This window comes from Cellulomonas sp. P2_B4 (assembly GCF_056404795.1).
The window spans coordinates 433,067-446,873 of record NZ_JBFUDI010000003.1 but is presented as its reverse complement, the minus strand read 5'-3'; the positions used below and the strand labels follow the sequence as shown (position 1 = coordinate 446,873).

At 72.0% G+C, this 13,807-nt stretch carries 12 protein-coding genes; 11 read left to right on the top strand and 1 reads right to left on the bottom strand.

Going from position 1 to position 13,807, the window contains the following annotated elements:
• The first annotated feature begins 72 nt into the window (after positions 1 to 72).
• The 3 genes from lepA (at position 73) to AC1DZC_RS06985 (ending at position 4,279) form a co-directional block, all read left to right on the top strand.
• Positions 73 to 1,953, top strand: a complete 1,881-nt coding sequence (gene lepA / locus AC1DZC_RS06995) for a translation elongation factor 4 (RefSeq protein ID WP_477037943.1) — start codon at positions 73 to 75, stop codon at positions 1,951 to 1,953.
• Positions 1,950 to 3,164, top strand: a complete 1,215-nt coding sequence (gene hemW, locus AC1DZC_RS06990) for a radical SAM family heme chaperone HemW (protein WP_477042717.1) — start codon at positions 1,950 to 1,952, stop codon at positions 3,162 to 3,164. Before lepA ends, hemW begins: the two co-directional genes overlap by 4 nt.
• Positions 3,165 to 3,265: 101 nt before the next feature.
• A complete protein-coding gene (locus tag AC1DZC_RS06985; RefSeq protein ID WP_477037941.1) occupies positions 3,266 to 4,279 on the top strand; it encodes a hypothetical protein in 1,014 nt (337 codons plus the stop codon).
• Between the two features lie 48 nt (positions 4,280 to 4,327).
• Here AC1DZC_RS06985 and AC1DZC_RS06980 read toward each other — a convergent pair whose 3' ends face one another.
• A complete protein-coding gene (locus AC1DZC_RS06980; protein ID WP_477042716.1) occupies positions 4,328 to 5,185 on the bottom strand; it encodes a DUF3097 domain-containing protein in 858 nt (285 codons plus the stop codon).
• A gap of 167 nt (positions 5,186 to 5,352) precedes the next feature.
• Here AC1DZC_RS06980 and hrcA point away from each other — a divergent pair, with 167 nt between their 5' ends.
• From hrcA to AC1DZC_RS06940, 8 genes are all read left to right on the top strand, one after another.
• Positions 5,353 to 6,375 carry a heat-inducible transcriptional repressor HrcA gene (gene hrcA / locus AC1DZC_RS06975; protein WP_477037939.1) on the top strand — a complete coding sequence of 341 codons (1,023 nt, stop codon included), beginning with the start codon at positions 5,353 to 5,355 and terminating at the stop codon, positions 6,373 to 6,375.
• Positions 6,376 to 6,418: 43 nt separating this feature from the next.
• A complete protein-coding gene (gene dnaJ, locus AC1DZC_RS06970) occupies positions 6,419 to 7,546 on the top strand; it encodes a molecular chaperone DnaJ (RefSeq protein ID WP_477037938.1) in 1,128 nt (375 codons plus the stop codon).
• A gap of 13 nt (positions 7,547 to 7,559) precedes the next feature.
• Entirely contained in the window at positions 7,560 to 8,318 is a 759-nt protein-coding gene (locus tag AC1DZC_RS06965) for a 16S rRNA (uracil(1498)-N(3))-methyltransferase (protein ID WP_477042715.1), read from the top strand.
• 86 nt (positions 8,319 to 8,404) lie between these two features.
• The gene (locus AC1DZC_RS06960; RefSeq protein ID WP_477037936.1) at positions 8,405 to 9,415 is read left to right on the top strand and encodes a PhoH family protein; all 1,011 of its coding nucleotides are present in this window, start codon (positions 8,405 to 8,407) and stop codon (positions 9,413 to 9,415) included.
• 7 nt (positions 9,416 to 9,422) lie between these two features.
• Entirely contained in the window at positions 9,423 to 9,875 is a 453-nt protein-coding gene (gene ybeY, locus AC1DZC_RS06955) for an rRNA maturation RNase YbeY (protein ID WP_477037935.1), read from the top strand.
• The gene (locus AC1DZC_RS06950) at positions 9,872 to 11,221 is read left to right on the top strand and encodes a hemolysin family protein (protein WP_477037934.1); all 1,350 of its coding nucleotides are present in this window, start codon (positions 9,872 to 9,874) and stop codon (positions 11,219 to 11,221) included. Before ybeY ends, AC1DZC_RS06950 begins: the two co-directional genes overlap by 4 nt.
• Positions 11,218 to 12,132, top strand: a complete 915-nt coding sequence (gene era, locus AC1DZC_RS06945; RefSeq protein WP_477042714.1) for a GTPase Era — start codon at positions 11,218 to 11,220, stop codon at positions 12,130 to 12,132. Before AC1DZC_RS06950 ends, era begins: the two co-directional genes overlap by 4 nt.
• 5 nt (positions 12,133 to 12,137) lie before the next feature.
• Positions 12,138 to 13,748 carry an alpha/beta hydrolase family protein gene (locus AC1DZC_RS06940; protein ID WP_477042713.1) on the top strand — a complete coding sequence of 537 codons (1,611 nt, stop codon included), beginning with the start codon at positions 12,138 to 12,140 and terminating at the stop codon, positions 13,746 to 13,748.
• The last annotated feature ends 59 nt before the right edge of the window (positions 13,749 to 13,807 follow it).

Below are 13,807 nucleotides of genomic sequence, written 5' to 3'. Positions count from 1 at the left end.
GGGCGTCGGCGGTCACCGTTCGTCGCTACGGCGCCAACGCCGGAGCAACACCTATCCCAGGAGCCAGTCCGCTTGTCCCCGATCCCCGGTGCCGCCGCCTCGTCGCGCATCCACCCCGCGGCCACGCCGCCGGAGCTGCTGCGCAACTTCTGCATCATCGCGCACATCGACCACGGCAAGTCGACGCTCGCGGACCGCATGCTGCAGCTCACGGGCGTGGTCGACGCGCGAGCCATGCGTGCGCAGTACCTGGACCGGATGGACATCGAGCGCGAGCGCGGCATCACCATCAAGTCGCAGGCCGTGCGCATGCCGTGGGGTGTCGGTGACGACGCGTTCGCGCTGAACATGATCGACACGCCCGGCCACGTCGACTTCACCTACGAGGTGTCGCGGTCGCTGGCCGCCTGCGAGGGTGCCGTGCTGCTCGTCGACGCCGCGCAGGGCATCGAGGCCCAGACGCTGGCGAACCTGTACCTCGCGCTCGACAACGACCTGACGATCATCCCGGTGCTCAACAAGATCGACCTGCCGGCCGCGCAGCCCGAGAAGTACGCGGAGGAGCTGGCCAAGCTCATCGGTGGCGAGCCCGAGGACTGCCTGCGCGTCTCGGGCAAGACCGGCGAGGGCGTCACGGAGCTGCTGGACCGCATCGTCGAGCTCGTCCCGCCGCCCACCGGCGACGCGAACGCCCCGGCCCGCGCGATGATCTTCGACTCCGTCTACGACACCTACCGCGGGGTCGTCACGTACGTCCGTGTGGTCGACGGCAACCTGAACCCGCGCGAGAAGATCGTCATGATGTCGACCCGCGCGACGCACGAGCTGCTCGAGATCGGCGTGATCTCCCCGGAGCCCGTGCCGACGAAGGGCCTCGGCGTCGGCGAGGTCGGCTACCTGATCACGGGCGTGAAGGACGTGCGCCAGTCGAAGGTCGGCGACACCGTCACCAACGCGAGCAAGCCGGCCGCCGAGGCGCTGGGCGGCTACTCCGACCCGAAGCCCATGGTGTTCTCGGGCCTGTACCCGATCGACGGTACGGACTACCCGGTGCTGCGCGACGCGCTCGACAAGCTCAAGCTCAACGACGCCGCGCTCAACTACGAGCCCGAGACGTCGGTGGCGCTCGGGTTCGGGTTCCGCGTCGGTTTCCTCGGGCTGCTGCACCTCGAGATCGTCCGCGAGCGGCTCGAGCGTGAGTTCGACCTCGACCTCATCTCGACCGCGCCGAACGTCGTCTACGAGGTCACGCTCGAGGACAAGAGCGTGGTCACGGTGACCAACCCGAGCGAGTTCCCCTCGGGCAAGATCGGGGCCGTCAACGAGCCCATGGTCAAGGGCACGATCCTGGCGCCGAGCGAGTTCATCGGCGCGATCATGGAGCTCTGCCAGACCAAGCGCGGCGAGCTGCAGGGCATGGACTACCTGTCCGAGGACCGCGTCGAGCTGCGCTACGTGCTCCCGATGGCCGAGATCGTCTTCGACTTCTTCGACCAGCTGAAGTCCAAGACGCGCGGCTACGCGAGCCTCGACTACGAGCGCATCGGCGACCAGGAGGCCGACCTGGTCAAGGTCGACATCCTGCTGCAGGGCGAGACGGTCGACGCGTTCAGCGCGATCGTGCACAAGGACAAGGCCTACGCGTACGGCGTCATGATGACGGCCAAGCTGAAGGACCTCATCCCGCGCCAGCAGTTCGAGGTGCCCATCCAGGCCGCGATCGGCGCCCGGATCATCGCGCGCGAGACCATCCGCGCCATCCGCAAGGACGTCCTGGCCAAGTGCTACGGCGGCGACATCACGCGCAAGCGCAAGCTCCTGGAGAAGCAGAAGGAGGGCAAGAAGCGCATGAAGACGATCGGACGGGTCGACGTGCCGCAGGAGGCCTTCATCGCCGCGCTCTCCAGCGAGCCGGCCGGTTCCGCCGGTGGCAAGGACGCGAAGAAGAAGTGAGTCCAGCGCTCCCCGAAGGGGACGTTGCGCCCGACGACGGATCGTTGCCGCAGTCGGCGTTCGAGGGTCTGTCGGAGCGCGCCTTCGGCGTCTACCTGCACGTGCCGTTCTGCACGGTGCGCTGCGGGTACTGCGACTTCAACACGTACACGGCCACGGAGCTGGGCGGCGGCGCGAGCCAGAACGCGTACGCGGACACCGCGCTGAAGGAGATCGCGCTCGCGGCCTCGATCCTGCCCGCCAGGCCGGTGCAGACCGTCTTCGTCGGCGGCGGCACGCCCACCGTCCTGTCCGTCCCGGACCTGTCGCGCATGCTGGGCGGCGTCCGGGACGCGTGGGGGTTTTCCGACGACATCGAGGTCACCACCGAGGCGAATCCCGACTCGGTGACCCCGCAGTCGCTCGAGGCGCTCGCGGCGGCCGGCTTCACGCGGGTCTCGTTCGGCATGCAGTCCGCGGTGCCGCACGTGCTGGCCACCCTCGAACGCACCCACGACCCCCGACGCATCCCGGACGTCGTGCGCTGGGCGAAGGACGCCGGCCTGGCCGTCTCGCTCGACCTCATCTACGGGACGCCGGGGGAGTCGGTCGACGACTGGCGCACCAGCGTCGAGGCCGCGCTGGACACCGGGGTCGACCACGTCTCGGCGTACGCGCTCGTCGTCGAGGCGGGCACGCGCATGGCCGTGCAGGTGCGCCGCGGCGAGCTCGAGCTGCCCGACGGCGACGACCAGGCGACGAAGTACGAGCTCGCCGACGAGTTGTTCGAGGCCGCCGGCCTGCACTGGTACGAGGTGAGCAACTGGTCGCGCGACCGGTCCACCGAGTGCCGGCACAACCTCGCGTACTGGCGCGGCGACGACTGGTGGGGGGTCGGGCCGGGCGCGCACAGCCACGTCGGCGGGGTCCGCTGGTGGAACGTCAAGCACCCGCGCGCGTACGCGGACCGGCTCGACCGCGGGCTGAGCCCCGCGGCTGGTCGGGAGATCGTCACGGGCGACGGTGAGCTGCTCGAGCGGCTCATGCTCGGCGTCCGGCTCTCCGACGGGCTGCCGATCGACGCGCTGCCGACCGACGCGCGGCCCGCGGTCGCTGGGCTCATCGCGGACGGTCTGGTGGACGGCACGGCCGCTCTCGCCGGGCGACGGCTCGTCCTGACGCGTCGCGGTCGGCTGCTCGCGGACGCCGTCGTCAGGAGCCTCGCCGGCTGACGAGCCGACATGCCGGGTTTGATGCGGTTCCTTGACACGGGTGTGCGGCTTCGGTTCGCTGTCCGCTGGGCGACGACCGCCCGTGACCAGGGAGGCCACGCATGAGCGAGAACCCGGGCGGAACGCCGCCGAACGACGGCGAGCCCGTCGCACCTGACCCGCAGCCGCCGGTTCCTCCGGCCCAGCCACCCGCCGCCCCGCCTCCTCCGCCGCCCGCTCCGCCGGTCGCGCCCCCGCCTCCGCCGCCCGCTCCGCCTGCACCCCCGGCGGCTCCGTACGGTCAGCCTGCCCCGGGTGCGTACCCGCCGCCGCCGGCTCCGCAGTACGGGCAGCCCGCTCCGGGCGCCTACCCGCCCGGCTACGGCCAGCAGCCGCCCGGTGCCTACCCGCCCGCGCCGCCCGGATACGCCCCGCCGCCCGCCGGCGGCTACGCCCCGCCGCCGCCCTCGCCGCTCGGTGAGTCCTTCGGGTACGGCTGGAAGGCGTTCACGCGCCACGGCGGCCTGTTCATCGGCGCCGGCGTCGTGTGGTTCGTCATCTTCATCGTCGCGTTCTCGATCGTCGCGGCGATCTTCGGCGGGTTCAGCGACCTGTTCCGGACGACCGCCGGCGGGCGGATCGGGTTCTCGTTCGGGTTCATCGTGCTGACGCTGGTCGCCTCGCTGATCGGCTACCTGATCCAGGCGGTCTTCATCAAGGCGGCGCTCGACGTGACGGAGGGGCGCCCGATCGGCTTCGGCGACTTCTTCCGGTTCGTCGACGCCGGCCCGGTGATCGTGACGGCCCTGATCCTGACCGGCATCTCCGTGGTGCTCAGCCTCATCCCGTTCTTCGGGGGGCTCGTCTCGCTCGTCGTGAACTTCCTGCTGTTCTTCACGTTCTGGTTCGTGATCGGCAAGCAGCTCGCGCCGGTGGACGCCATCAAGGCGAGCTACCAGCTCATCACGGCGAACCTGTCGACGACGATCCTGTTCTACCTGCTCAGCATCCTGATCCTGGCTGCGGGCGCCATCCTGTGCGGCATCGGCCTGCTCGTCGCCGTCCCGGTCGTGCTCCTCGCGAGCGCGTTCCTGTTCAAGCGGCTGCTCGGCGACCCGATCGCCGCCGTCGCCTGACCGCTCCACACCCGGTGCCCGGTCCTCGTCCGCGAGGGCCGGGCACCGTCATGTGGTGACGAAGTCGATGAGCTCCTCGACGCGGCCGAGCAGGCTGGGCTCGAGGTCGGCGTAGCTGCGGACCGAGCGCAGGATCCGCTGCCACGCCCGCGCGACGTCGGCCTGGTCCTGCGCCGGCCAGCCGAGCTCGCGCAGGATGCCGTGCTTCCACTCGGTGCCGCGCTCGATCGTCGGCCAGGCCGTCAGGCCGATGCGCTCGGGCCGGACCGCCTGCCAGACGTCCACGTACGGGTGGCCCAGCACGAGCACCGTCCCGGCGGGGGCGAGACGGACGGCCTCCGCGGCGATCCGGCTCTCCTTGGCCCCGGCGACGAGGTGGTCGACGAGCACGCCGACGCGGCGGCCCGGACCCGGGGCGAAGTCGCGGATCGCGTCGGGCAGGTTGTCGACGCCGTCGAGGAGCTCGACCACGACGCCCTCGAGGCGCAGGTCGTCGCCCCAGACCTTCTCCACCAGCTCGGCGTCGTGCTTGCCCTCGACCCAGATCCGGCTTCCGCGGGCGACGCGCGCCCGGGCGTCGTGCACCGCGACCGAGCCGGAGGCCGTGCGGGTGGGCTTGGCGGGTGCGGTCGCGCGGACCGGCGCGGTGAGCGCCACGGGTTCGCCGTCCACCCAGAAGCCCCGGCCGAGCGGGAACGTGCGGGTGCGGCCGGCGCGGTCCTCCAGGACGACCACGTGGATGCCACCGGACTTCTCGACGCGGACGACCGCACCGACCCAGCCGGTGGTGACCTCCTCCACGACGAGGCCGGTCTCGGCCGCCTGCGGGCGGCTGGTGCGTGGTGCGCGATGGTGTGTCGAGCCCGAGCCACGCAGGACGTCGGAGCCGTAGCGGTCCTGGTTCACCCGGGCAGCGTAGGTGGCGGCCGCGCGGGGGTCGTCGGGGCGCGCCGGTTCCGCTGTGCGCGGAGCACCCGGTGGTGTCGGCGGCGCGGCGTAGCATTGGCACTCCTGCCGGGCGAGTGCTACCGGCGTGCGTGCGCGAACCACGAGGCTGGGCGAGGAGGCGAGAGATGAGCGACGACAGGCGTCTGGACGTCCTGCGCGCGATCGTCGAGGACTACGTCGCCACCCGCGAGCCGGTCGGGTCGCGCGCGCTGGTCGAGCGACACTCCCTCGGGGTCTCGCCGGCCACCATCCGCAACGACATGGCCTCCCTCGAGGAGGGCGGCTACATCGCGCAGCCGCACACCTCGGCCGGTCGCGTGCCCACCGACAAGGGCTACCGGCTCTTCGTCGACCAGCTCTCGAGCGTCAAGCCGCTGTCCAGCCCCGAGCGCCGCGCGATCGGCACGTTCCTGGAGAACGCGCAGGACCTCGACGACGTCGTCGACCGGGCGGTGCGCGTCATCGCGCAGCTGACGCAGCAGGTCGCGGTCGTGCAGTACCCCTCGCTGCGACGGTCGGCGCTGCGGCACGTGGAACTCGTGCCCGTGGGCCAGCGGCACCTGCTCGTCGTGCTCATCACCGACACCGGGCGCGTCGAGCAGCGCACGCTCGAGCTGGACCGCGACCTCGACGAGTCGGTCGTCGCCCTCCTGCGCGCCCGGCTGAACGTGAGCGCCGCAGGTCGTCGGCTGTCCGAGCTGCCCGTAGCGCTCGCGGACCTGACGCCGGCGTTCGAGCCCGCGGACCAGGATCTCGTCCGCAGCGTCGTCGCGGTGCTCGAGGAGACGCTGGCGCAGGAGAGCGAGGAGCGCGTGGTGCTCGCGGGCACCGCGAACCTCGCACGCGCCGGCGGCACCGACGTGCGCTCGATCGGGCCGGTGCTCGAAGCCCTGGAAGAGCAGGTCGTCCTACTGCGGCTGCTCTCGGAGATGGCCGAGGACACGCAGGCGGTCACCGTGCGGATCGGTCGCGAGACCCAGCACGACGGCCTCGTCGAGACCAGCTTCGTGACCACCGGCTACGGCGACGAGGGAAGCGGCTCGGTGGCCCGCATCGGCTCCATCGGCCCCCTGCGCATGGACTACCCGGCGACCATGTCCGCGGTGCGCGCGGTCGCGCGCTACCTCACGCGGATCCTGGCCCAATGACGGAACTGACCAGCACTCCCACCGGAAGCGAGCACATCCTCCCGTGACCGACTACTACGAGATCCTCGGCGTGCCGCGGGACGCGACGCCCGAGCAGATCAAGAAGGCGTACCGCAAGCTCGCGCGCGAGCACCACCCGGACGTCGCCGGGGCGGACGCCGGGTCCGAGGACACCTTCAAGGACGTGTCGCGCGCCTACGACGTGCTCGGCAACCCCGAGAAGCGTCGCGCGTACGACATGGGCGGCGACCCGTCGTCGCCCGGTGGCGGCATGGGTGGCGGCTTCGGCTTCCAGGACATCTTCGAGACGTTCTTCGGTGCCGCGACCGGCGCCGCGCAGCAGCGCGGTCCCATCCCGCGGGCGCGTCGTGGCCAGGACGCGCTGGTCCGCCTCGACCTCGACCTGGCCGACGTGACGTTCGGCGTGCACCGCGACGTCCCCGTCGACACCGCGGTCGTCTGTCCCACCTGCTCGGGCACGTGCTGCCGGCCTGGCACCTCGCCCCGCACGTGCGAGGTCTGCGGCGGCCGTGGCTCCGTGCAGCGCGTGGCCCGCTCGTTCCTCGGTCAGGTCATGACGACCCAGCCGTGCGCGGCGTGCCACGGGTTCGGCAGCGTCATCCCCGAGCCGTGCACCGAGTGCTCGGGCGAGGGCCGGGTCCGGTCGCGTCGCACCCTGAGCGTCGACGTCCCCGCGGGCGTGGACACGGGCACCCGCATCAAGCTCACGGGCCAGGGCGAGGTCGGCCCCGCCGGCGGCCCGGCCGGCGACGTGTACCTCGAGGTGCGCGAGCGCAAGAACGACACGTTCGTCCGCCGCGGCGACGACCTGCACGCGACGCTCCAGGTGCCGATGACCGCCGCGGCGCTCGGCACCGTGCTGACCCTGGACACGCTCGACGGTCCGCGGGAGGTCGACCTGCGACCCGGCACGCAGCCGTCGCAGATCATCACGCTCAAGAACCTGGGTGTCGGGCACCTGCACATCGGCGGGCGGGGCGACCTGCACGTCCACGTCGACGTCCAGGTTCCGACGGCGATGGACGACGAGCAGTCCGAGCTGCTGCGCAAGCTCGCGGCGCTGCGCGACGAGGAGCGCCCGGAGGCGCGTTTCGCCGGGTCGAGCTCGGGCGTGTTCGCCAAGCTGCGCGACAAGCTGTCCGGCCGCTGAGCGGCCGGTCCGGATGAGCGCGCCCGTCTTCCTGGCCGACCCCGGGAGCCTCCGGGACGTCGTCGCCGGTGGCACGTACCTGCTCGGCGGTACGGAGGGCCGGCACGCCGGCGTCGTCCAGCGACGAGCCCCCGGTGAGCGGGTCGACGTCGTCGACGGTGCCGGGGTGCGCCTCGTCGGCGTGGTCGACGCGGTGACGGCCGACGGTGTGGCCGTCGCGGTGACCGAGGTCGTCGTCGAGCCCGCGCCGGCCGTTCCGCTGGTGCTGGTGCAGGCGCTGGCCAAGGGCGACCGCGACGAGATGGCGATCGAGGCGGCCACCGAGGTCGGCGTCGACGCGGTGGTCCCGTGGCAGGCGGAGCGCTCGATCGTGGTGTGGCGGGGCGACCGCGCCACCAAGAGCCGGGCGCGCTGGCTGGGCACCGTGCGGGCGGCCGCGAAGCAGTCGCGCCGCGCCCGCGTGCCCGACGTCGAGGTCGCGCTGGACGGCCGGGCGCTCGCCGAGCGCATCCGGTCCGTGGTCGCCGCCGGCGGCGTCGTGCTCGTCCTGCACGAAGAGGCGGCAGCCCCGATCGCGGAGGTCGCGCTGCCGACCGCGGGGGAGTGCCTGGTCGTCGTCGGGCCCGAGGGTGGGATCGGCGAGGTCGAGCTCGCCCGCCTGACCGATGCGGGCGCGGGCGCGGTCCGGCTGGGTCCGCACGTGCTGCGCACCTCGACGGCAGGACCCGTCGCGATCGCGATCCTCGCGCAGCGGCTGGGACGTTGGGTATGACGGGGACTCTTGTGGGCCAGGGCTCGTAGACTTGCACCCTGCACGAACACATCGCTGACAAGGAGCCCACGGCGCACGCCGAGCACATGGCCGAACCAACGCCCAACCCCGCACGCCCAGCCCGCGCCCACGGTGCGCCGGCTCGCGTCGAGCACCGGATCACCGTGCCGTCGGACATCTCCATGGTGGAGCTGCTCGGCCTCCAGGACGAGGTCCTTCGCGCGATCGAGACCGGCTTCACCACGGTGGACATCCACGTGCGGGGCAGCGAGGTCACGCTGGCAGGTCCGGTCGGCGACGTCGCGCTCGTCTCCCGGCTCGTCGACGAGCTCGTCGAGATGGCCGCGAGCGGCACGCCGCTCACCCCGGACATCGTGGCCCGCTCGGTGACCATGCTCACGGCGGCGTCGACGGTCCGCCCGGCCGACATCCTCTCGTTCAACATCCTGTCCAGCCGCGGGCGCACCATCCGGCCCAAGACGTCCGGGCAGAAGGAGTACGTCGACGCGATCGACCGGCACACGGTGACGTTCGGCATCGGTCCGGCGGGCACCGGCAAGACCTACCTCGCCATGGCGAAGGCCGTTCAGGCGCTGCAGGACCGCACGGTGCACCGCATCGTCCTCACGCGGCCCGCGGTCGAGGCCGGCGAACGGCTCGGGTTCCTGCCCGGCAGCCTCTCCGACAAGATCGACCCGTACCTGCGCCCGCTGTACGACGCGCTGCACGACATGGTCGACCCGGAGGCCATCCCGCGGCTCATGGAGGCCGGCACCATCGAGGTGGCACCGCTGGCGTACATGCGCGGGCGGACCCTGAACGACGCGTTCATCATCCTCGACGAGGCGCAGAACACGACCGTCGAGCAGATGAAGATGTTCCTCACCCGCCTGGGCTTCGGGTCCAAGGTGGTCGTCACCGGGGACGTCACGCAGGTGGACCTGCCGTCGGCGACGACGTCGGGGCTGCGGGTGGTCGAGCAGGTGCTCTCGGGTGTCGACGACGTGGCGTTCTGCCGCCTCGGCTCGTCGGACGTCGTCCGGCACCGGTTGGTCAGCGAGATCATCGACGCGTACGCGCGCTGGGACAGGAACTGAGAGCGGCATGAGCGTCGATGTGAACAACGAGTCCGGGTACGACGTCGACGAGGCGGAGTTCGCCGCGCTGACGCGGTACGTGCTGGACGCGATGCACGTGCACCCGCAGACCGACGTCTCGATCCGCCTGGTCGACACCGACGCGATGACGGACCTGCACGTGCAGTGGATGGACGAGCCGGGTCCGACGGACGTCCTGTCGTTCCCCATGGACGAGCTGCGCCCCGGTCGTGAGGGCGAGCCGTCCCCGGTCGGCCTGCTCGGTGACGTGGTCCTGTGCCCCGAGGTGGCCGCCCAGCAGGCGCGCGCCGCCGGGCACTCGACCGCCGAGGAGCTCCTGCTGCTCACCACCCACGGGCTCCTGCACCTGCTCGGGTACGACCACGCCGAGCCGGACGAGGAGAAGGAGATGTTCGCCCTCCAGCGCCAGCTGCTGCTGACGTTCCTGGCGTCGCGATGACCGACGTCCCCGCCGCGCTGCTCGTCCTGCTGGCGGTCCTCGGCATCGCTGCCGCCGCGGCCCTGTCGGCGGGCGAGATCGCGGTGGTGCGCGTGTCGCGCGCGGCGGTCTCCGAGCTGGTCGCCGAGCGGCACCCCGCCGCCGGGCGGGTGCGTGCCCTGACCGAGCACCCGAGCCGGGTCGCCGCCGCGGCCGCGTTCGTGCGGCTCCTCACGGAGATGACCGCGACCGTCTGCATCACGCTCGCCGTCGGGTCGGGAGACCTGCCCTGGTGGGCGGTCCTGCTGATCTCCGTCGCCCTGTGCGGCCTGGTCGCGTTCCTCCTCGTGCGGGCCAGCCCGCGCACGCTCGGCCGGCGGCACCCGGCCCGCACCCTCACGGCCCTGTCGTGGCCGCTCACCGCGGTCACCGCGGTCGCGGGGCGGCTCGGTGCGGTGGGCCGGCCGACCGCGGGGTCGGCCGAGGAGGAAGAGGACGAGCTGCGCGACATGGTCCAGCGCGTCAGCGAGTCGGACGTGATCGAGGACGAGGAGCGGGAGATGTTCCGCTCGGTCCTCGAGCTGGGCGACACGCTCACGCGCGAGGTGATGGTCCCGCGCACCGACATGGTCACCACGCCCGAGGACACGCCCGTGCGCAAGGCGCTCGCCCTGCTGCTGCGGTCGGGGTTCTCCCGCGTGCCGCTGACGGGGGAGTCGGTCGACGACCTGACCGGCGTCCTGTACCTCAAGGACGTCGTGCGGCGGCTGCCGATCGCACCCACCGGCCGCTCGAACAACAACGAGCAGCAGGCCATGCTCGACGCCCCGGCCAGCTCCCTGGCGCGGCCCGCGGTGTTCGTGCCCGAGTCCAAGCCCGTCGACGAGCTCCTGCGCGAGCTCCAGGACGGGTCGTCGCACATGGCGATGGTGGTCGACGAGTACGGCGGGATCGCGGGCCTCGTCACCATCGAGGACGCCCTCGAGGAGATCGTCGGCGAGCTGACCGACGAGCACGACCCGACCGCACCGGTGGTCGAGGACCTCGGTGACGGCGTGTTCCGGGTGCCGGCCCGGCTGGGCCGCGACGAGCTCGGCGAGCTGTTCGGCATCGAGGTCGACGACGAGGACGTGGACAGCGCCGGCGGCCTGCTGGCCAAGGCACTGGGTAAAGTTCCACTGCTCGGGTCCGCCGGGGACATCCACGGGCTGCACCTCGTCGCTGACCGCGTCGAGGGTCGGCGTCGCAGGCTGGCCACCGTCCTGGTGAGCCAGATCGGCAAGGTCGGCCCCGAGCCCGACGACGAGCAGGACAGCGCGGGTTCCACACGTGACCCCGCGTCCGACAACCACGGAGCAACCCGATGACCTTCCGATCCGGCTTCGCCTGCTTCGTCGGGCGACCCAACGCCGGCAAGTCGACGCTGACCAACGCGCTGGTCGGCCAGAAGGTCGCGATCACGTCCGGCCGGCCGCAGACGACGCGGCACACCATCCGCGGCATCGTGCACCGCCCCGACGCGCAGCTGATCCTCGTCGACACCCCTGGCCTGCACCGGCCGCGCACGCTGCTCGGCGAGCGGCTCAACGCGCTGGTCAAGGACACGCTGACCGAGGTCGACGTGGTCGGGTTCTGCCTGCCCGCCGACCAGCGCGTCGGCCCGGGCGACCGGTTCATCGCCGAACAGATGACCGAGCTCGCGCGCGACGGCCGGGGCACGCCCGTCGTCGCGGTCGTGACGAAGTCGGACCTGGTCAGCAAGGGCAAGCTGGCCGAGCACCTCATGCAGGTCCAGGAGCTGGGCGAGTGGGCCGACATCGTGCCGGTCTCGGCGGTCGGCGGCTACCAGGTCGACGTCCTGGAGAAGGTCCTCATCGGGCACCTGCCCGAGGGGATGCCGCTCTACGCGGAGGGCGAGCTGACCGACGAGCCCGAGGCCGTCATGGTCGCCGAGCTGGTCCGCGAGGCTGCGCTCGAGGGCGTGCGCGACGAGCTCCCGCACTCGCTGGCGGTCGTCGTCGACGAGATCGTGCCGCGCGACGAGCCGGCCGCGGGCGGGGTGCCGATGCTCGACGTGCGCGTCCACCTGTTCGTCGAACGCGACAGCCAGAAGGCGATCATCATCGGCAAGGGCGGTGCCCGGCTGCGCGACGTCGGCAGCGAGGCGCGTCGCGGGATCGAGGCACTGCTCGGCGCGCGCGTCTACCTCGACCTGCACGTCAAGGTCGCCAAGGACTGGCAGCGTGACCCCAAGCAGCTCGGGAAGATGGGCTTCTAGACGACATGCTGAAGAAGGACGTCGAGACGTCGAGCGCGTCGGTGGTGTCGAGCCCCGAGACGTCGGACGCGCCGCGCGGGACCTCGCGTGCGCCCGAGAGCGGTAGCCGGACCCGGTCCGCTCTGGGGATCGCGGCGAGCACCGTGGTCGGCGTCGTGGTGCTGGCGGTGCTGGGGTCCATCCTCGGGCCGCAGTGGGACCCGACCCCGCTGACCGACCCGTTGCAGGTGCAGACGGCGTCGACCGCGATCGGGAACGCGGGGACGGTCGGGAAGTACGAGGTCAAGACGACGGTCGTGACGGTCCAGCTGGACGGGACGACGATCGACGCGCGGATCAGCGAGCCCGTCGGGCTCGACGAGCCGAAGCCGGGCGTGGTGTTCATCCACGGTGCGGGCACGGGCGAGTACAAGATCGCGTTCCTCGCGCAGGCGAAGGCGCTGGCGGCCTCGGGCATCGTCGCGATGGTGCCCAACAAGCGGCTCGACACGTACACGACCCGCCACCGCGACTACCCCGCGATGGCCGAGGACTACGCCGCATCCGTGAAGTTCCTGCAGTCCTACCCGGGCGTCGACCCGGACAAGGTGGGCCTGTACGCCGAGAGCGAGGGCGGCTGGATCGCGCCGGTGCTCGCGGCCGAGCACCCGGACGTCGCGTTCGTGGTCCAGGTGTCGTCGCCGGTGGTCCCGCCGCGCGAGCAGGCCGCGTTCGCGGTCGACTCCTACCTGCGCAACACCGGCGTGCCGGACGGGGTGTTCCGGGCGATCCCGCGCGCGGTCGGCATGTCGATCCCGGGCGGTGGGTTCGAGTACGCCGACTTCGACGTCACGCCGTACCAGCGCCGCATGCACCAACCGGTCCTCGTCGTCTACGGCACCGGCGACATCTCGATGCCGACGATCCAGGGCGCCCAGCAGATCATCGACGACACCGCCCTGGCCGAGAACAGCGACATCACCGTGCGGTACTACGCGGGCGCCAACCACGGGATCCGGGTGGACGGGGTCGTGGACGCCGCGTTCCTCGACGACCTGTCGGGCTGGATCCTCGGGCTGCCCGGGACGGCGGCATCCGAGCCGCGCGTCGCCGGCGACCAGCCGGTGCAGACGTACCTCGCCGCGCCGGTGCCGCACCCGGTCTGGAACAGCGACGTGGTGCTGGTGCTCCTCGGGCTCGCCGTGCTGCTGATCCTGCTCGGACCCGTCGCGGTCGGGGTTGCCCGTGGCATCGAGGCGGTCACCGTGCGCGGCGACGCGCCGGTGGGACACCGGTTCGCCCACGGCATCCTGCCTCGGCTGGTCGCGGTCGGCGTCGGTGCGATCGTCACGCTGGTCGCACTGGTCTGGTACATCGTCTCGATCGCCCGGCTCGCCCTGAACTACCAGCGCGACGACCTCGTGGTGCAGGGCGGCTGGATCCTCGTCCGCGTCCTCGGAATCGCCGTCGTGGTCGCTGCGGTGCTGCTCGTGCGGCAGTACCGTCGGGCTCGGGGTGCCGGTGCACGCCCGGCGCCCGGCGTCCTGCGGACCTTGGTCCTATGGGGCGGTGTGGTTGGCTCGGGCATCCTTCTCGTGGTGCTCGCCTACTGGGGTGTCTACCAGCTGGGCATCTGACCACAGGGTGGCCGCTCGTTGTGTACCTGAGGCTCAGGTAGGGGACGATGTGCGCCGAT

Excerpts from the sequence above, each read along its gene's own strand:
- AC1DZC_RS06950 (WP_477037934.1), top strand. The coding sequence starts at position 9,872 with ATGACCGACGTCCCCGCCGCGCTGCTCGTCCTGCTGGCGGTCCTCGGC.
- era (WP_477042714.1), top strand. The coding sequence starts at position 11,218 with ATGACCTTCCGATCCGGCTTCGCCTGCTTCGTCGGGCGACCCAACGCC.
- AC1DZC_RS06960 (WP_477037936.1), top strand. The coding sequence starts at position 8,405 with ATGGCCGAACCAACGCCCAACCCCGCACGCCCAGCCCGCGCCCACGGT.
- AC1DZC_RS06965 (WP_477042715.1), top strand. The coding sequence starts at position 7,560 with ATGAGCGCGCCCGTCTTCCTGGCCGACCCCGGGAGCCTCCGGGACGTC.
- AC1DZC_RS06940 (WP_477042713.1), top strand. The coding sequence starts at position 12,138 with ATGCTGAAGAAGGACGTCGAGACGTCGAGCGCGTCGGTGGTGTCGAGC.
- ybeY (WP_477037935.1), top strand. The coding sequence starts at position 9,423 with ATGAGCGTCGATGTGAACAACGAGTCCGGGTACGACGTCGACGAGGCG.
- AC1DZC_RS06985 (WP_477037941.1), top strand. The coding sequence starts at position 3,266 with ATGAGCGAGAACCCGGGCGGAACGCCGCCGAACGACGGCGAGCCCGTC.
- hrcA (WP_477037939.1), top strand. The coding sequence starts at position 5,353 with ATGAGCGACGACAGGCGTCTGGACGTCCTGCGCGCGATCGTCGAGGAC.